Below are 17,794 nucleotides of genomic sequence, written 5' to 3' on the forward strand. Positions count from 1 at the left end.
ACACAGCCCTTTCGGGACGGCTCTGAAGGGAACGGCCGGGTGGTGTGCAGACTCGTTCTTCGTCCGCCGTTGATCCGCTGACGCCGTACCCGCCCGATACGGTCGTGCCGTGTCGGCGTCGTTGTGGGAGACCGCGCTCGGGGGCTGGTACGGGCCGGTCACTCCGCCGATGTTCCGCCACGTCGTCGTACCGTGCGCAGCCGTGCGAGAGATATACCGTCCGGGTGAGGACGCCCTCCGCGCCCACGTCCGCGACGGTGCTCAGGGGCGCCCGGAGGAACGGACTTCGTTCCGCTGGTCCCTCAACGGGTCGCCGGTCGCCGCAACGCTCTGGGCCGCCTCTGCGGCAGCCTTCGTGTTCGGCACCACGAAGGTGTGGCTCCAGGTCGGTGAGCCGCGCCGGCAGTGGATCTGCGCGACGTGGGTCGTCGGGAATAGCCTGGAGAGGAGTGGCACCGGGACGGAGCGGGGCCTCCCGATGCACTCCCTTTGCCGAGGGGGACGTGGGAGAGGGAGGCGGAGAGCCATGCCCTGGAATATGAGCGGTACGTATCTGGAGAGCTGCAACTGCGACGTGGTGTGTCCCTGCACCACCTCGGGTCTCACCGCGCCGGCCGACCACGAGCGCTGCCAGGTGACCTTCGCGTTCCACGTGGACAGCGGGAACGTGGACGGCGTGGACGTGTCCGCCCGCAACGTCGCCGTCTTCATCGACGCGCCGCGGGTGATGTCCGAAGGCGGCTGGCAGGTGGCGCTGTATCTGGACGCCTCGGCCGACGACGGCCAGGCGGACGCGCTCGGCAGGGTCTTCTCCGGCCGGGCGGGCGGGCCGATGGCTGCGCTCACTCCGCTCATCGGCGAGGTCCTCGGCGTGGAGCGCGTCCCCATCGACTACCGCGACGACGGCCGCCGCCACGCCGCACGGGTGGGCGACGCCATCGACATCGAGATCGAGGACCAGGTCGCCCCGCAGTTCGGCGAGGACGGTCCGGTCATGGGCCTGACCGGCATGTTCCACCCGGTGAACAGCACGCTGACCGTCGCCCGCTCCACCCGGGCGACGGGCGACGGCGTGTACGGCCGCTCCTGGGACTTCTCCGGCGGCAACGGACACTCGGCGCCCTTCACGTGGTCCGCGTGACCGGTCGGCCGGTCGCCGTCCGCCGCGGGGCGGGTCCCGCGGGACTGCTGCTGGTCGCGGCGGCCGCCGCCTGGGTGTGGGTGGTGGCGCGGTGGGGCGGCATGCAGGCGATGCCGGGCACCATGGGGCTGGGCCTGCCCTCGTTCCTCGCCGTGTGGACGCTGATGATGGCCGCGATGATGCTGCCGGCCACGGCGCCCGTGGGCGCGCTGTACGCACGCACCATCACCGTGCACCGGGCCCCTCGCATGGTCGTCTTCACGGTCGCCTACCTGCTCGTCTGGGCCGCGGCCGGGCTGCCCGCGTACGGGCTGGCGGCCGGCCTCGGCCGCGCGGCGGGCCTCCCGGCCGTGGCGGGGACCGCGGTGGCCGCGGCCGTGTTCGCGGCCAACGGCGTCTACCAGCTCACGCCGCTCAAGGACCGCTGCCTGGCGAGGTGCCGCTCGCCGATCGGGCTGATGCTGCGCTACGCCTCGTACCCGGGGCCCTCGCGCGATCTGCGGGCCGGAGCCCACCACGGGGCCTTCTGCCTGGGCTGCTGCTGGTCGCTGATGGTGCTGCTGGCGGCGTTCGGGGTGATGAACCTCTGGGCCATGGTGGTCCTGACCGCCGTGATCACCGCCGAGAAGCTGGCTCCGGCCGGGCGCCTGGTGGCCCGCGCAGTGGGAGTCGCCTCGCTCGCCCTGGCCGGCGCCGTCTTCTGGGTCCCGGCGCTGGCCCCGGGCCTCACCGGTGGCGGCATGGCCGGGATGTGAGGACGGGCGGCGCCGGAGGGTGGTGTCCGGCTCTGCTTCTTTCGACATGACAGCGCTCGGGGAGGAGCGCAGGCTGGGGGGAGTGCCCAGAGCGCCCGCCGGGCCGTCGGTCGTGGGGTGCCAGGTGTGACGGGTGTGCCGGGTGCCGGGAGACGGAAGGTCACTCATGCCGCGATCCATGCGCGCGCTCGTAGCCGGAGAGGTCGGCGAGCCGAACGACGTGCTGCGGCTGGAGTCCCGGCCTGTTCCCGTGGCAGAAGACGGCCAGGCGTTGATCCGGGTGGGGGCGACTCCGGTTCACGCCAGTGACCTCCACGTGCTGCGTGGTCGCTACGGCTTCTCCCCCGCGTTTCCCGCGGTCGGGGGGAACATGGAATGCGTGGGCCGGATCGAGGCCCTGGGGCCGGGCACCGAGGGGCTGAGGATCGGCGAGCGGGTGGTGGTCGCCGCCGTCCCGGCCGTACCCGGGCCGCCTGTGGCCGGTACCTGGCAGGAATACCTTGTCGCCGACACGCACAGGCTGCTGCCGGTTCCCGACCGTCTGAGCGACTCCAGCGCCTGCCAACTCGCCGTCAACCCGCTGACCGCGCTGCTCCTGGTGAACCGCGAACTCGATGTCCAGCCGGGGGAATGGCTGTTGCAGACGGCGGCGGGTTCCACCGTCGGCCGGCTCGTCGTCCAGCTGGCCGGGCATCTGGGTATTCGCACGATCAACGTGGTGCGGCGGCGCGCCGCCGTCGCGGAGATCAAGGCGCTGGGCGGCGACGAGGTCGTCTGCACCGAGGACGAGGACCTGGTGCGGCGGGTGGCCGAGATCGCGGGACCGGCCGGCGTGCGCAAGGCCGTCGACTGTGTCGCGGGACAGCTGGGTGCCCAGGTGTCCCAGGCGCTGGCTCCGGGCGGGGAGACCGTGGTCTACGGCGCGCTCTCCACCCATCGCCGGACCGACCCGGTGGCGCTGACGATCCCGCTGTCGGCGCGTTCGCTCATCTACGAGACCAAAGTGGTCCGTGGCTTCTGGCTGAACCGCTGGTTCGGCACCGCCTCGCCTGCGGATGTCCTGGACGCGCTGTGCGAGGTGCGCACCCTCGTCACCGACGGCGTGCTGAGCATCCCCGAGGGCCGGCCGTTCCCGCTCGAACGCTTCGCCGAAGCCGTCTCGTTCGCCGAGGCACCCGCCCATGGCGCCAAACCGCTCTTCGTCCTCGACGACGGGCGGGACCGCGACGGAGAAGGGTCTGTCTAGTGCCGGGCTCTGCGCAGGAGGAGGGCGGTCGCCGCCACCGCTGCCACCGCGCCGGCGGTGCGGAAGGTGCGGTCGGAGCGCCAGGAGAGAGTCGACCAGCGGGAGTTGGCCGAGAGGACGGAGCCGGTGCTCAGCCAGGAGCCGGCCGAGATGAGGGACAGCGCCGAGCCGATCGAGCCCACCGACAGGGCGCTGCCGATCGAGCCGACGGAGAGGGCCGAGCCGACCGACCCGATGGAGAGCACGGAGCCCACCGAGCCGATCGACAGCACCGAGTCCTGCGACCACAGGGACAGGACGGAGTCCGAGGACGACGACGCGCCGGGTGAGTTGGTCATGAGGCCATAGTGCCCGGTGGCCCGGGCACTCGTCCCGGACTCAGTCGGTCTGCTGGTTCTCCCGCTGGCGCAGGATCACCAGGACCGCGCCGCCGATCACCACCAGGCCGATGGCCACGCCCGCGATCACGCCGGTCGCGGAGCCGCCGCCGGTCGCCGCCAGGTTGACGTCGGCCGCGGTACCGCCGACCGAGGCGGGGCTGGGCTCGCTGAGGGTCTGGGTGCTGAGGCCGGCGTCCGTGCCCTGGGTCTTGCAGTCGAGGACACCCGTGAAGCGGCGTTCGAGGCCGTTCGCGCCGGTGATCGTGAAGTCGTAGGGCTGGTCCTCCTGGAGCGGGATGGTCACCGTCCGGGAGGTGTGGGCGGGGATGCTGTACTCGGTGCTCACCAGCTCGAACGTGAACGGCTGGTCGCCGGTGTTGGCCGCGGTGATGTCCACGCCGCTGCGGTCGCAGTTCTTCTCGGCCGACAGGGCCGGTATCGCGCCCTGGTCCGCCCAGGTCGCGTTGGAGGTCGCGGTGACCGTCGACTCGCTGGAGCCCGCCAGGATCTGCGTCTGGCTGCGGCTCTCGGAGGTGAAGGCCCGGCCGACGGGGACCGTCGTCGACGCCTGGACGGCCAGCTCGGCGGAGCCGTCGGCCGCGTCGTCGGGAACCCTGAAGTACAGCTCGCTGCCGTTCCGCGCGGTGGTGACCGGCTTGCCGGCCTTGTCGGTGATCCGTACGCCGCTCAGGGCCGCGTCGGACGGCGGGATCACGGCGACCGTGTCCGCGTTGGTGTGGACCGTCACCGGGCCGAGCAGGCCGCCCGGGCGGCCGGAGACGGCCGCCGGCGAGAGGGTCAGCGAGGCCTGCGGTTCGTTCTGGCCGCGGGCGTTCTTCTCCAGGTAGTCGGCGAGCTTCTCGGCCTGCGGGTCGACGGCGTCGACGTCCGCGCCGTCCGAGTAGCGCCAGATCGCCACCTGGGTGCCGGCCGCCGCGTCCTGCTCGCTGAGGCTGCCGACGCCTGCCTTGCGGGCCAGCGCGGCGAGGTCGTTGACCTGCGGGTAGGAGTTCTGCAGGATCCAGCGGATGTTGCCGGCGTTCCTGTTGGCGCCGAGCGAGGTGCCGCTCCACGCCGTCTCGTGGTACTTGGCGTCCCGCTGGGTGGGGTTGTGGAGGTCGACGCAGTAGGTCTGGAGCGTGCCGCCGCCGTCCACGGACATCTCGAACAGGCCCGCGGCCACCTGCTCGTCGCCGCTGTCGCCGTGGACCACGGCCTCGCCGTAGGTCTTCAGGCCGCTCATGGTCGCCGTCGCCCCGCTCTGGCTCGCGGCGGTCCCGTCGTCGGCGGCGGCCCGGCCGGCGCCGGTCAGCGCGGCGGCGGCCACCAGCCCGGACACCAGGGCCGCGGCGGCGAGGCGGGACATGCCTCTCGCGGCCACGGCCGGGCCGTAGTGCCTGGCGGACGCGCGGGGCGCCGAGGAACCAGAGAACGCAGCGAGCACAGAATTCCCCTTCGAGCAGGACCCGTTGGACGCGGGGGGGGGTGGTCCCACCAGCAGAATCAGCGGCCCCAGGGGCCATGCCCGGCATCCTATGGATCAGCCGGACCGGCCTTTCCCGGTGAGATGGTCCGATGAGCGATCCGATCCGTAATCGTTATCGCGGGAGCGTCGGCGAGCAGGGCTTGTCGACAAGTCCATCCGGTCACCTTGGCGGGTGCTTCGGAGCCCGTCCGCCGTCAAACCGTCAAGCCATCAGGCCGTCAAGCCGTCAAGCCGTCAAGCCGTCAAGAAGCGCCGACGAGCGGTCGGTCGGCCGCGGCACGGGATGTTCGTGGTGAACAGGGCCTGGTGCGGGCCGACTTCACGTCACGTCACGGCACGCCTGGTCACGACACGGCCAGCGGTTCCGGTTCCGGTTCGGCGACGGCCGCCGGAGGCTCCGCCGGTGTCTCCCAGTTCGGCTCCGGGCGCGGTGGTGCCGGTGTCGCGGTGTCCGGCTTGCCGGTGCGCCGGAAGGCCGCCGTACCGCGGGCGAGGTCGTGGCCGATCGCCACCGCGTCGATGTCGGCGGAGGCCCACTGCTGGCCCTCCCGGGTCTCGGTGCGCACCTTCAGCCTGCCCTGCACGACGACCGGGTCACCGACCGTCAGCGAGGTCGCCGCGTTGGTGGCGAGCTGCCGGTTGGCCCACACCGTGAAGAAGTTGGTGTGGCCGTCCGTCCAGGCGTTCTTCTCGCGGTCCCAGTAGCGCGAGGTCACCGCGAGCCGGAACCGCGCCGACGGTCCCGCCGCCAGCTCCCGGAACACCGGTTGCGTCGCCACGTTGCCCACCGCGCAGACCATCGTCTCGTTCATCACGAACCCCTCCCTCGCCCGGCCGCCGCGGCCGGGCGGATCCGCGTACGGTCCGTCCCGTACGGCGGTGTCCAGCGCGGCGGCCGCGTGCGTGGGATGCGTCCGTGCTCGTGTTCGTGTTCGTCGAGCGTGTCCGAGTGCGTCCGGGTGCGTCGCGATCGCCGCGGGACCAGAGTGCCCGCCGTCGGCCCGGGCCCGCCGAGCGCTGTGGACCACCGGGGACCGGTGGAAAACTCCGCCACCCGGACGAGTGACCCGCCTCCTCCGGACGGCCCCTCACCCCGGTCCGGGCGCCACCCAGACCGGCCCCGGACCGGCCCCGGACCGAGCCTCACCCGACCCGGCGTCGGCCGGGGCCCGACCCGGGCGCCCTGCCCCGGCCGCGCCCCGGCGACGGCCCCGGCCGCGTCACACCGCCCCGGTGTCCGTCACACCGCCCCGGCGTTCGCCCGCGTCACCCTCCCGTACTGCTCCCGTACCTCCTGGTACCGCAGCAGCTCCGCCGCCACCGGGTCCAGCACCCGGGCCCGGCCGCAGCCGGCCGCCGCCTCGCGCAGCCGGCGTTCCGCCTCCAGGCCGTAGCGGCGGGCCGGGCCGCGGGCCGCGATCCGGCAGCCCCACTCGACCAGCGGTCCGCCGACGATCCCGGCGACCATCAGCAGCACCGGGACGCCCAGGTTGGGCGCCGTCACCCCGGCGATCTGCCCCACCAGCCACAGCCCGCCGACCACCTGAAGGAGCGTCATGGCGGCCTGGGCGAGCACCGCCACCGGCCACCAGCCCGGCCGCGGTGGCCGCCCCGGTGGCAGCCCGGCCCGTGCGGCCAGGTCGTCGAGTGCCTCCGGCAGGCCCTGCGAGCCGCGTACGGCCGCCTCGCGCACCGCCTGTGCCCAGGGCGCCGGCAGCCCGGCCGAGGCCCGTTCGGAGACCGTGCGCACCGCCTGCTCGACGCGCTGCCGCGCGGTGGCCTCCACCTCGGGCTGGGTCTGCTGCAGGCGCCCGGTGGGCGGCTCACCGCGCTTCTGGTGCCAGCGCCACAGCCGCAGCCAGGGCGTGCCACAGGCCCGGTTGGCGTTGCGCCGCCAGGCCCGTTCGGCGGCCTCGCCTGCGGCGGTGGCGCCGACCGCGTCCGCGAGCCGCGCGGCGAACTCGTCGCGCGCCTCCTCGCTGAGCCCGGCGCGCCGCCCGGTGGCGTAGACGGGCCGCAGCCGGGCCGCGGCGGCGTCCACGTCGGCGGCGACCCGGCGAGCCGCCGCGCCCCGCTCGGACACGAACTGGCCGAGCACCTCGCGCAGTTCACCGACGCCGTCGCCGGTGAGCGCGGACAGCGCGAGCACGGTCGCGCCCGGGTCGCCGTACTCGCCGAGGGCGATGCCGTCGTCGTCGAGCAGCCGGCGCAGGTCGTCCAGGACCTGGTCGGTGGCCTCGCCCGGCAGCCGGTCGGTCTGGTTGAGGACGATGAACATGACCTCGGCGTGGCCGGCCATGGGCCGCAGATAGCGCTCGTGGAGGACCGCGTCGGCGTACTTCTCGGGGTCGACGACCCAGATCACCGCGTCGACCAGTTTCAGGATCCGGTCGACCTGTGCGCGGTGCTGGACGGCGGCCGAGTCGTGGTCGGGCAGGTCGATCAGGACCAGTCCGCGCAGCTGTGCGTCCGCCTCCGGGTTGTGCACGGGGCGGCGGCGCAGCCGGCCCGGGATGCCGAGCCGGTCGATGAGGGCCGCGCTGCCGTCGCTCCAGCTGCACGCGATGGGCGCGGCGGTGGTGGGGCGTCGTACCCCGGTCTCCGAGATGGCGACGCCGGCGAGGGCGTTGAACAGCTGGGACTTGCCGCTGCCGGTGGCGCCGGCGAGGGCGACGACGGTGTGCTGGCCGGAGAGCCGACGCCGGGCGGCCGCCTCGTCCAGGACCCGGCCGGCCTCGGCGAGGGCGGTGCTGTCGAGGCGGGTGCGGGAGAGGCCGACGAGTTCGCGCAGGGCGTCGAGGCGGGAGCGCAGCGGGCCGTCGTAGGCGAGCGGGGCGGGGGGCGGGGCGCCGGGGCCGCGGGTCTCCAGGACGGGTACGGCGGCCTTGGCGGTCTCGGTGACGCGGCGGGCGATGAGGCCGTCGTCCCAGACGTCGTCGGCGCCGGCCGGATCGTCCTCGGTGACCGGGTCGCCGTCGGCCGGCTCACGCTGCTCCCGCACGCGCGCGTGCGGCACGTTCTCGGTTCCGGCGGCGGCCCCGGTGGCTTCGGCCGCCTCGCGGGCCTCCGGGGCTTCGGGCGGCCCGGCGGCGTCCGCGGGCTTCTTCTCGGTCGCCTTCCGGTGCGGGGCGCCTCCCGGCGCGGAGTCGGAGACACGTTCCTGCGCGGACTCCCGTACGGCTTCTCGCGCGGACTCCCGTACGGCGTCCGGCGTGGGGTCCGCCGCGGTCAGGCCGGTTTCGAAGTCGCTGGTGTAGTCACCGGTGTAGTCACTGGTGTGATCCATGCGTTCCATGTGATCCGTGTGGTCGTGGTCAGTGACGGCGGTCACCGGTCACCTCTCCTTCTGCAGGACGGACAGGGCGGCGATGAGTTCGGCCTGGGGTTCGGGGTGCACGTCGAGGGCCTCGAGCGGGGCGATGCGGCGTTCGCGTTCGGCGTGCAGGACGCGGTCCACGTGGTCGGTGAGCAGCCGTCCCGCGCGGTCGCGCAGCCGCAGCGCGCCGTGGGCGCCGATGCGCTCGGCGAGCCGCTCCCCGGCCGCCTTGGCGCGGCGTCCGCCGAGCAGCGCGGTGGCGACCAGGGCGGCGACGACCTCGGAGTCCGGTGCGACGCTGCGGTCGAGCTCGCGCACCTCGTCGTCGGCGTACTCCTCCAGCTCGCGCCGCCAGCGCCGTACGGCGAGGCCGATGCGGTGCTCGGCGCTCTCCAGGGAGGGGTCCCGCTCGGTGAGGCCGGGGGCGGCGGAGGCCGGCTCGCGGCGCCAGGCGTCGTCGACGCGTTCGTCGGCCGCGGTGACGGAGCACAGCAGCAGGGCGGCGAGGCTCTCCACCAGGGCGTCCAGGAGTTCGCCGGGAGAGCAGTCGAGGGGGTAGGCGCGCCAGCGCTTGAGGGCGTCCCCGGCGAGGACGGCTCCGCCCTGGAGGCGCCCCTTCACGCGCGCGTGCTCGCTGTCGTACGCCGTGTCGACGGCGGAGGTCAGGCGCAGGGCGGCGGCGTACTGGGCGGCGGCGGCGCCGGCCAGTTCGGGCATGCGGGCCTTGAGGGAGTCGAGGAGGCCGTGGGCGGTGCGGGCCAGGGTGTGGCTGCGGGCGCCGGGGTCCTGGGCCTGGTGGAGGAGCCAGGCGCGCAGCGGGGCGACCGCGGTGGCCGGGAGCAGGCCGCCGCCCCAGGCCGACTCGGGCAGTTCGGGCACCGTGAACCGGGGGACGTCGCCGAGTCCGGCCTTGGTGAGGAGGGCGCCGTACTGCCGGGAGACCTCCGAGACGACCGTGTGCGGGACCCGGTCGAGGACGGTCACCAGGGTGGCGCCGTACTCCTTGGCGGCGCGCAGCAGGTGCCAGGGGACGGCGTCGGCGTAGCGGGCGGCCGTGGTCACCATCACCCAGACGTCGGCGGCGCAGATGAGCTCTGCGGCGAGGACGCGGTTGCCGACGACCAGGGAGTCGATGTCGGGGGCGTCGAGCAGGGCGAGGCCGCGCGGGATGCTGTCGGCGGTCTCGACGCGCAGCACGCGCGCGCGGTTCTCGTCGGGGAGGAAGGGTTCGTCGCGGGATTCCTGGTGAGGTACCCACTCGCGGGTGAGGTCGGGCAGCACGCGCATGCCGCTGAACCAGTGGTGGTCCTGCGGATGGCAGACCAGGACCGGCGTGCGGGTGGTCGGCCGCAGCACGCCCGCCTCGCTGACCCGGCGGCCCACGAGTGAGTTGACGAGGGTCGACTTTCCGGCGCCCGTCGATCCGCCCACGACGGCCAGAAGTGGCGCTTCGGGCTCTCTGAGGCGGGGCACCAGATAGTCGTCGAGCTGTGCGAGCAGTTCGTCGCGGTTGGCACGCGCGCGTGGAGCCCCCGCCAGGGGCAGCGGAAAGCGTGCGGCAGCGACACGGTCGCGCAGGGCGGAGAGTGTGTCGAGCAGCTGAGGCCGTACGTCCAAGGTCACCACATGCGAAGAATGCCCAATTTTAGGGGAATTCTGAAGCATATAGATATGTCTGCGCGCCGACAGGACACAACGGGCGGAAGGGGCGACTGGGACGGAGGCACAGTCCAGGCATAACGAGTGCACAACACCCGGTGCGCCGGGCGCCAAAAGCGATGCACGATTCGTACCTGCCTGCGATTATCAGGACCGCTTCACCGAACCTCCACATTGAGCCACGGAGGCGAAGCAGCAGGGAGAAGGATCGGGGAGTTCTATCCTTGTCCCCGGCAACGTCACGGACCCGCCCCCACCAGGGCAGTACGTACGAGGCCAGCACAGCCGGCCCCCGTAGCTCAGTGGATAGAGCAGGCGCCTTCTAAGCGCTTGGCCGCAGGTTCGAGTCCTGCCGGGGGCGCCACCCGCGGTTCGCACCTGTTCGGACATCGTCGCAGGTAAGCGCCGCTTTTCAGGGATACGTCACCCTCCCGGCCGGGCGCCCCGCGCATCCGTGGCTCGAAATGGGAGGGTGCCCTCCGTGTCTCCCGGGATTCCCGCTACCGGATTCCCGCTACCGGATCCCGAAGCTCTCGTCCGTGCGGTTGCGGTGGGCGTTGACCAGCTGGACGCGGGAGTTGACGTCGAGCTTGGTGAACACCGAACGCAGGTGGGTGCCCACGGTGTTGGGCGAGACGCCGAGTTCGGCGGCCGCCGACCGGTTGGTGTGGCCGGCGCTGATGAGGGCCGCCACCCGGGCCTCGGCGTCGGTGAGGGCGGCCCAGCCGTGGGTCGGGCGGGCGCTCCCGGCCCCGGCGGACCACTCGGGGCGCCGGATGCCGGCCTTGCGGGCCGCGCGGTGCAGTGAGTCCTGTGCCGGGCGGGCGCCCATGCGGTCGTAGATGGCCCAGGCCCGGTCGAAGTGGACGGCGGCCTCCGCGCGCCGGCCCCGGGCGGCCAGCAGTTTCCCGTAGTCGGCGGCTCCGCCGGCCTGGAGTTCGGGGCGGGGGCTGCGGCCGAGGGTGTCGGCGGCCTGCTCCAGCAGGGTGAGGTCCTGCCGGGCCAGGCCCTGGGTCTGGTAGGCGATCCCCTCGTAGCTGGCGATGCCCGGATTGCGGGCGGCGCCCTCCTCGGCGAGGGTGAGCGCCTCCTTGGCGAAGCGCTCGTCGCCCGCGGCCGTGCCGATGGCCAGCAGCAGCCGCGTCCAGCCGGGCCACCAGGGCCAGCAGGTCCTCGACTCGCGGGCGGTGTAGAGGACCGGGGCCAGGATGTCCACGGCGTCCGCGGGCCGTCCCTCGGCCGCGGCGAACCAGCCGCGCATCAGCCGGAGGCTGGGCTTGCGGATGCCGTCGTCGGCCGTGCTCCGGCTCTCCCGGTCCGCGACGAGACGTTTGGCCCGCTCCCACTCGCCGCGCAGCGCGCACACCGAGGCGTACACCACGACGGCATCCAACTCGTAGACGTGGCCGCCCAGTTCCTGGCTCATGCAGATCAGCGCCCGGGCCCCCGACTCGGCGTCGTCCAGCCTGCTGAGGTTGAAGTCGTGCCACATGTGGGCGGAGAGCAGGGAGGGCCGGACCGCCTCGACCTCGTCCCGGGCGTCGGCGAGGGCCGCGGCGATGAGCGCCTCGGATTCCTCGTAGCGGTCGAGGAGTTGCAGTTCGATGATCTCGCCGGCGACGTGGTTCACGCCCTCCAGCTGCCGCAGTTCGCGGAACGCGGCCATGGCCTCCAGGTGGTGCCCGGAGTTGCGGCCGACCTCCCCGACCGCCTGCAGCGCCAGCACCATGGCCTCCCGGTCGTCCACCGCCCGCGCCTGCTGGAGCGCGGCCGGTGCCACGGCCCGGGCGGCGGAGGCGTCGTGGCCGGTCAGCGCCAGCGCCCGGGCCGCCTCCAGCCTGGCCCGCAGCGCCGGTGAGATGCCGGGCAGCGCCAGGACCCTGCCGATCCGCTCCACGGAGTCGCCGAGGTTGCCGGTCAGCCACAGCGCGCGGGACATCAGCACCTGGATCCGGGCCGTCGCCTCGGGCTCGCTCGTGCGCCGCAGCAGCGTCTCCGCGAGGTGCACCGCGTCGGCCGCCCGCTGCACCCGGCCCAGCACGTCCACGCAGTGCTCCCCCGTCTCACGCCATATCTGGCTGCCCGGCCGCAGCGGCCGGAACGCCTCGGTGACCAGCTTCCCGGCGGTCTCGGGCAGTGCCGGTACGGCCTCCTCGGCGGCGTCCCGCAGGATCCGGACGCAGTCCTCGTCGTCGGGGGTGACGCTGAGCCTGGCGTGCGGGGCCGCCTCCAGGGGGCTGTGGCCGCCGTCGATCAGGAACGCGGCGCAGCCGCGGTGGAAGCGGCGCCGGGCGCCGTCGGAGAGGGCGCCGTAGACGGTCTCGCGGACCAGGTCGTGGCGGAAGCCGATGCGGTGCCCGGCGGTGCCGAGCAGCCCGGAGGCGAGGGCGGCCTCCACGCCGGTGACGACCGACGCGTGGTCGTACCGGACGACCGACGCGTGGTCGTGCCGGGGGACCGACGCATGGTCGTGCCGGGGGACCGACGCGTGGTCGTGCCGGGGGGCGAGGAGTTCGGCCATCTCGTCCACGGCGAAGGTCCGGCCCAGCACCGAGGCCATCCGCACCACGTCGGCGGCGGCCGGGTCGAGGCCGGCCAGCGAGCGGCGGACGCCCGCGATGAACTCGTCGGGGACGCGGTCGGCGGGCTCGCCGCGCGCTGCCGCCCGCAGCAGCCCTTCGAGGAGCTGGACCGCCAGGAAGGGGCTGCCGCCGACGCCGTCGAGCATCCGGCGGACCGGCTCCGAGGGCGGGCGGCCGAGCCGGTCCCGGGCGATCTGCAGGACGTCGTCCCGGCCGAGGGCCGCCAGCGGGACGACGGTGACGGGTGTCGAGGGGGTGGTGCGGGCCGTCAGGTCGCGGAAGACCTCGCAGTCGGGGTCCCTGCTGGTGAACACCCACACCAGCGGGTGCCCGGCGAGCCAGCCGGGCAGCGCGGACAGCGCCGTGCGGCTGAGCTGGTCGGCCCACTGCACGTCGTCCACGGCGATCAGGACGGGGGTGGCCGCCGCGGCGCGCTCCAGGATCTCGCCGATCCGGTCCATGAAGGTGAGAGGCCGCGCCGACAGCCCGTCGAGTTCGGCGATCTCCCCGGCCCCGGCCCCGGCCGAGGCCAGCGGCCCCGACCTGAGCGCCATCAGCAGGGGCGCGCCGGGCGTGGTCCGCGCTATCTCGTCCACCGAGCTCCGCCCGATCACGAAGCCGAGCGGGGCGGCCTCGCAGGTCAGGGCGTCCAGCAGCGCGCTCTTGCCCATCCCGGGCTCGCCGGTGACGAGGACGATCCCGCTCTGACCGGACCGCACCGTACGGCGTAATACGGCGAGCCCCAGCGACAGTTGGTCGGAACGACCCCGCAGCGGTGTGCTACGACCCAAGACCACTCAACTCCCACGCTCGTCGGCCGGTGCCCGAGTGCGCTCCCCGGGACGCGGAAGAGAGGGCGAGCGGTTGCCACGCGATCGGAGCTCTCCAGGTACCCGGACAGCACGGCCCCAGCTTTCTTCCGCGCCCGACGGCACCGCATCCCGTGAACCACGTAGTCCCGCCCCGGCCACGCGACCACGCACGCACCGCTGCGGAGCCCGGGGAGCGGGCGGACTCCGGGACTCCCCGGAGCCCGAGGCCCCGCCGGGCTGGTACCGAGCTGGTACCGGGTGGGTACCAGCCCGGTACCAGCCCGGTACCTGGCGGGTACCTGGCGACGTCCGCGGCCGGTTCGTCCGCTACGCGGCTGCGCACAGCCAGGCGTACGCCGCCGTCGCCACGAGCAGCACGGCGGCGGGCAGCGCGCGGGCGGGCGGGTCGCCGCGGCGCAGGTGGGCCACGGCCGCCCCGGCCATCAGCAGCGCCAGCCCGCCCGCGGCGGCCGTCCCCAGCGGGGCCGAGACCGGTCCGAGCAGCAGCCCGGCGGCCCCGGCCACCTCCAGCGCCCCGATGACCCGGTAGCGGCCGGTCGTCATGCCGAGGTGTGCCGCCGCCCGGCGCATGAACGGCAGCGCGGCGATCTTCGCCGCACCCAGCGGCAGGAAGACCAGGGCCAGGACGACGGCGAGGGCGAGGGAGACCGGGCGGGCGCTCACGCGGGCCGCTCGCGGCGTGCGGCACCCAGCCGGGCGTAGTGGCCGAGGAGGTCCGGTGCGTCCACCGCGGACGGGTCCGCGGCGTCCGTCATCGGCGCGCCCTGGAGCAGGCGTTTGACCGGGACCTCCAGCTTCTTGCCGGTCCGGGTGTGCGGGATGCCCGGCACTTCGAGGATCTCGTCGGGGACGTGACGGGGTGAGACGCCGGTGCGGACGGCGGCGCGGATCCGGTCGCGCAGGGCGTCGTCCAGGGCCGCCCCGGGCGCGAGGACCACGAACAGGGGCATCCAGTAGCCGCCGTCGGGCTCCTCGACGCCGACGACCAGGGCTTCGGCGATCTCCGGCAGGCGTTCGACGACGTCGTGGATGTCGGCGCTACCCAGGCGCACGCCGTTGCGGTTGAGCGTGGAGTCGGAGCGGCCGTGCACGATCACCGAGCCGTGTCCGGTGACCGTGATCCAGTCGCCGTGCCGCCACACGCCCTCGTACACCGAGAAGTAGGCGTCGCGGTAGCGGGTGCCGTCCGGGTCGTTCCAGAAGTACAGCGGCATCGACGGCATGGGCCGGGTGACGACGAGTTCGCCGACCCGGTCGGTGACCGGGAAGCCCTCGGGGTCGTACGCGGCCAGCGCCACGCCCAGGTGGGGCGCGGACAACTCCCCCGCCCACACCGGGGTGCTGGGCGCGCTGCCCGCGAAGCCGGATACCACGTCGGTGCCGCCGCTGATGGAGGCCAGCAGGACCCGCTCGCCGACGTGGTCGCGGACCCAGGGATAGGCGGAGGCGGGCAGGGCGGAGCCGGTGCAGCCGACCACGCGGACCGCCGAGAGGTCGTGCACGGTCGGGTCGATGCCGAACTTGGCCATGCCCAGCAGGTACTGGGGGCTGGTGCCGAAGACGGTCACCCGGTGCCGGGCGGCCAGCTCCCACAGCGTGTCGGGCTTGGCGAAGGGTGCCGGGCTGCCGTCGTAGGTGCAGGTGGTGGCGCCGGTGAGCAGGGTCGAGACGACCAGGTTCCACATCATCCAGTGGGTGGTGGTGTACCAGAGGAGCCGGTCGCCGGGGCCGAGGTCGGAGTGCAGGCCGAGGGTCTTGAGGTGTTCGAGCAGGACTCCGCCGTGGCCGTGCACGATGCCCTTGGGCAGCCCCGTCGTGCCCGAGGAGAAGACGACCCACAGCGGGTGGTCGAACGGGACCGGCACGAAGGCGAGTTCCTCGGTGCGGGTGGCCGCGTCCTCCCAGGGGACGACCAGCGAGGGGTACGGCCGGGCGGGCCACGGCAGACCCACGTGGTCCACCAGCAGGGTGGCCTTCAACGTCGGCAGGGCGGCGGCGAGTTCGAGGACGGCGTCGCGCCGGTCGTGGGTCGCGCCGTTGAAGAGGTAGCCGTCGGCGGCGATCAGCACGACGGGGTCGAGCTGGCCGAACCGGGCAGCTGCGGCCCGCGGCGCGTAGTCCTGCCCGCACACCGACCACACGGCGCCGAGGCTCGCGGCGGCGAGGAACGCGACGATCGCGTGCGGGGTGTTGGGGAGGTAGCCGACGACCCGGTCGCCGGGGCCCACCCCGAGGTCGCGCAGGGTGGCGGCGACGGAGGCGACCTGGGCGCGCAGCCGGCCCCCGGTCACCTCGTACCCGGAGCCGGTCTCGTCGAGGGCGATGACGGCGGGCCCGTCGGCCGGAAGGTGACGCAGCGCGTGGTGGGCGTAGTTGAGGGTGGCCCCGGTGAACCAGCGGGCGCCCGGCATCCGTTCGCCGTCGAGCACCTGCTCGTACGGGGTGGCCGCGTCGATGTCGAAGTACTCCCACACCGCGGCCCAGAAGCCCTCCAGGTCGGTGACCGACCAGTGGTGCAGGGCGGCGTAGTCGGTGCCGTCCAGCCCGGCGCGGCGGGCGAAGTCCGCGATGCGGCTGTCCGCGACGGCCCGCGGATCGGGCCTGGTGAAGGGGGCGGAGCTGGGGGCGGAGCTGGGGTACGGGTCGGGACCGTTCATGGCGTGGTGGTGCTCCTCGGCAGGCTGTTCTCGACGGGGTGGGGGCTGCGCGCGGTGTGCAGCAGGGCGGCCCAGGCGGCGGTGTCCGTGAAGGTGCGCCCGCCGGCCGGGACGACGTCCAGGACGACGCGGTCCGGCCGCAGCAGGACGGCGTCCGCCCGGCCGGCGCGCAGCCAGGCGGCGAGCGTGCCGTCGTCGTGGAGGGCGGTCACCGGGACAGCGCGGACGCCGAGTCCGTGGGCGAGCGCGGTCAGCGAGGGCGCGGGACGGGCGGCGGTCAGGACGGTGAAGTCGTCGCCGAGCACCTCGTCGAGGCGGGCATGACGGCTGTGGCGGCCGTCGGCGCGCACCCAGGGCTGCGGGCAGTGGGTGCCGGGAAGGCCGCGGCGGGGGCCGCGCCGGACGAGGGGGCCGGCGGTCAGGGCGGGGCTGAGGTCGCGGCCCGCCGCCGCGGTCAGGCCGGGGACCCGGCAGGCGGCGGCCAGCAGCCTGCGGCGCAGCGGGGCGGCGCCGTCCTGGCCGCCGGTCATGGCCCAGCCCAGCGCCACCGCGAGCCGGATCACGTGCCGGGCGTGCGGCCGGCGTTCGCTCTCGTAGGTGTCCAGCAACCTTTCGTCGCCGCCCTCCCGGAGCACCCGGGCCAGCTTCCAGCTGAGGTTGTACGCGTCCCGGAGCCCCGCGCACAGCCCCTGTCCGATGAACGGCGGGGTGAGGTGGACGGCGTCGCCGAGGAGGAAGACCCGGCCGTCGCGCCACCGGTCGGCGACCCGCGCCCGGAACGTGTACCGCGTCTCGCGGATCACCTCGAACTCCCCGTCGTACGACAGCGGCAGCCACGGCGCGACCAGCTCGCGCAGCGGCCGCCGCTCCCCCTCGCGGAGCCGGAACTCCCAGCGGTAGCGGTCCTCGGCGACGCGCATGAAGGTGGCCGGCCGGTCCGGGTCGCAGACCTGGTCGACCCCGCCCCAGGAGCGGACGGCGGCCGGGGTGCGGACGTCGACGACGGTCCAGTTCTCCTCGAACCGCAGGTCCTCCCAGACGCCGCCGATCGCCCGCCGGGTGAGGCTGTTGGCGCCGTCGCAGCCGAGCACCGCCGCGGCCCGCAGCTCGTGCTCGCCGGTGTCGTCGCGGTAGGCGACCCGCACGGGGCCGGTGGTGCCCGGGCCGGCCGCGGTGACCGCGGTGACCTCGGTGCCGCCGCGCAGCTCGCACTCCGGGCGGCGGGCCAGCTCGGCGCGGAGCAGCCGCTCCAGCCGGGGCTGCTCGAACATGCTGGTCTGCGGGTAGCCGTGCGGGCCGTGCCCGGCGCGGCGGAACTCGGCCATCACCCGGTGCCGGGCGTCGAGGAGGCGCAGCCCGTTGCCCGGGCGGGCGATGGCGTCGAACTCCTCCCCCACGCCGGCGGCCTGCAGGATCCGGCGCACCTCGTCGTCGACGACGAGGGCGCGCGGGAGCGGATAGACGTCCCGATGGCGTTCCAGGACGACACTGCGCACTCCGCGCCGGGCAAGCAGAAGGGCGGCGGTCACACCCACCGGCCCGGCACCGATGATCACTACGGGGAGGTCGGCCGAGTACGGCTCAACGGTCATGTGCGGCTCTTTCGGGGGGACTTGAGCGCCCCGAAAGGGGCGCGGGGAACTGCGCGACCAGCCACGACGGCGCCGCACCCGACACACGGGCACCCGGCACCCGACACACGGGCACCCAGCACCCGGGCACCCGGGCACCCGGCACAC

At 74.3% G+C, this 17,794-nt stretch carries 12 protein-coding genes and 1 tRNA gene; 4 read left to right on the top strand and 9 right to left on the bottom strand.

The features are described 5' to 3' along the window. The first annotated feature begins 526 nt into the window (after positions 1–526). The 3 genes from ACFWPQ_RS37180 (at position 527) to ACFWPQ_RS37190 (ending at position 3,142) form a co-directional block, all read left to right on the top strand. The gene (locus ACFWPQ_RS37180) at positions 527–1,141 is read left to right on the top strand and encodes a DUF1326 domain-containing protein (RefSeq protein ID WP_384044964.1); all 615 of its coding nucleotides are present in this window, start codon (positions 527–529) and stop codon (positions 1,139–1,141) included. Next, complete coding sequence (locus ACFWPQ_RS37185) at positions 1,138–1,896, top strand: DUF2182 domain-containing protein (RefSeq protein ID WP_384044966.1); 759 nt, start codon at positions 1,138–1,140, stop codon at positions 1,894–1,896. Before ACFWPQ_RS37180 ends, ACFWPQ_RS37185 begins: the two co-directional genes overlap by 4 nt. Before the next feature lie 178 nt (positions 1,897–2,074). Beyond that, a complete protein-coding gene (locus ACFWPQ_RS37190) occupies positions 2,075–3,142 on the top strand; it encodes a zinc-dependent alcohol dehydrogenase family protein (protein ID WP_384044969.1) in 1,068 nt (355 codons plus the stop codon). Here the strand turns inward: ACFWPQ_RS37190 and ACFWPQ_RS37195 are convergent. From ACFWPQ_RS37195 to ACFWPQ_RS37215, 5 genes are all read right to left on the bottom strand, one after another. After that, positions 3,139–3,480, bottom strand: a complete 342-nt coding sequence (locus tag ACFWPQ_RS37195) for a hypothetical protein (RefSeq protein ID WP_384044971.1) — start codon at positions 3,478–3,480, stop codon at positions 3,139–3,141. The genes ACFWPQ_RS37190 and ACFWPQ_RS37195 overlap by 4 nt on opposite strands. Before the next feature lie 40 nt (positions 3,481–3,520). Continuing rightward, a complete protein-coding gene (locus tag ACFWPQ_RS37200) occupies positions 3,521–4,888 on the bottom strand; it encodes a Cys-Gln thioester bond-forming surface protein (protein ID WP_384045037.1) in 1,368 nt (455 codons plus the stop codon). A gap of 464 nt (positions 4,889–5,352) precedes the next feature. Beyond that, positions 5,353–5,820: a single-stranded DNA-binding protein gene (locus ACFWPQ_RS37205; RefSeq protein WP_384044974.1), complete on the bottom strand. Its 468-nt coding sequence runs from the start codon at positions 5,818–5,820 to the stop codon at positions 5,353–5,355. Between the two features lie 428 nt (positions 5,821–6,248). Beyond that, on the bottom strand, positions 6,249–8,339 hold the full coding sequence (locus ACFWPQ_RS37210; RefSeq protein WP_384044977.1) for a YfjP family GTPase: 2,091 nt from the start codon (positions 8,337–8,339) through the stop codon (positions 6,249–6,251). Between the two features lie 3 nt (positions 8,340–8,342). Beyond that, a complete protein-coding gene (locus ACFWPQ_RS37215; protein WP_384044980.1) occupies positions 8,343–9,950 on the bottom strand; it encodes a dynamin family protein in 1,608 nt (535 codons plus the stop codon). A gap of 321 nt (positions 9,951–10,271) precedes the next feature. On the opposite strand from ACFWPQ_RS37215, the gene ACFWPQ_RS37220 reads away from it, so the two are divergent. Further along, positions 10,272–10,347, top strand: a tRNA-Arg gene (locus tag ACFWPQ_RS37220). Between the two features lie 150 nt (positions 10,348–10,497). Here the strand turns inward: ACFWPQ_RS37220 and ACFWPQ_RS37225 are convergent. The 4 genes from ACFWPQ_RS37225 to ACFWPQ_RS37240 all read right to left on the bottom strand — a co-directional run bounded on the left by ACFWPQ_RS37225 (position 10,498) and on the right by ACFWPQ_RS37240 (position 17,647). Continuing rightward, positions 10,498–13,356: an ATP-binding protein gene (locus ACFWPQ_RS37225; RefSeq protein WP_384044983.1), complete on the bottom strand. Its 2,859-nt coding sequence runs from the start codon at positions 13,354–13,356 to the stop codon at positions 10,498–10,500. A 348-nt stretch (positions 13,357–13,704) separates the two neighbouring features. After that, positions 13,705–14,061, bottom strand: coding sequence for a DoxX family protein (locus ACFWPQ_RS37230; RefSeq protein ID WP_384044986.1), 357 nt, complete (start codon positions 14,059–14,061; stop codon positions 13,705–13,707). Further along, positions 14,058–16,055 (bottom strand): acetoacetate--CoA ligase, encoded by a 1,998-nt coding sequence (locus ACFWPQ_RS37235; protein ID WP_384044989.1) that lies wholly within the window; start codon positions 16,053–16,055, stop codon positions 14,058–14,060. The genes ACFWPQ_RS37230 and ACFWPQ_RS37235 overlap by 4 nt, the downstream gene beginning before the upstream one ends. Next, a complete protein-coding gene (locus tag ACFWPQ_RS37240; protein WP_384044992.1) occupies positions 16,052–17,647 on the bottom strand; it encodes a bifunctional 3-(3-hydroxy-phenyl)propionate/3-hydroxycinnamic acid hydroxylase in 1,596 nt (531 codons plus the stop codon). The genes ACFWPQ_RS37235 and ACFWPQ_RS37240 overlap by 4 nt, the downstream gene beginning before the upstream one ends. Positions 17,648–17,794 lie beyond the last annotated feature (147 nt).

It is taken from the genome of Streptomyces sp. NPDC058464 (assembly GCF_042721035.1).
Taxonomy (GTDB): domain Bacteria; phylum Actinomycetota; class Actinomycetes; order Streptomycetales; family Streptomycetaceae; genus Streptomyces.

Bases quoted from the DNA above. Each gene is read 5' to 3' on its own strand.
- ACFWPQ_RS37180 (WP_384044964.1), top strand. From the start codon at position 527: ATGCCCTGGAATATGAGCGGTACGTATCTGGAGAGCTGCAACTGCGAC.
- ACFWPQ_RS37200 (WP_384045037.1), bottom strand. From the start codon at position 4,888: ATGTCCCGCCTCGCCGCCGCGGCCCTGGTGTCCGGGCTGGTGGCCGCC.
- ACFWPQ_RS37190 (WP_384044969.1), top strand. From the start codon at position 2,075: ATGCGCGCGCTCGTAGCCGGAGAGGTCGGCGAGCCGAACGACGTGCTG.
- ACFWPQ_RS37195 (WP_384044971.1), bottom strand. From the start codon at position 3,480: ATGACCAACTCACCCGGCGCGTCGTCGTCCTCGGACTCCGTCCTGTCC.
- ACFWPQ_RS37205 (WP_384044974.1), bottom strand. From the start codon at position 5,820: ATGAACGAGACGATGGTCTGCGCGGTGGGCAACGTGGCGACGCAACCG.
- ACFWPQ_RS37235 (WP_384044989.1), bottom strand. From the start codon at position 16,055: ATGAACGGTCCCGACCCGTACCCCAGCTCCGCCCCCAGCTCCGCCCCC.
- ACFWPQ_RS37240 (WP_384044992.1), bottom strand. From the start codon at position 17,647: ATGACCGTTGAGCCGTACTCGGCCGACCTCCCCGTAGTGATCATCGGT.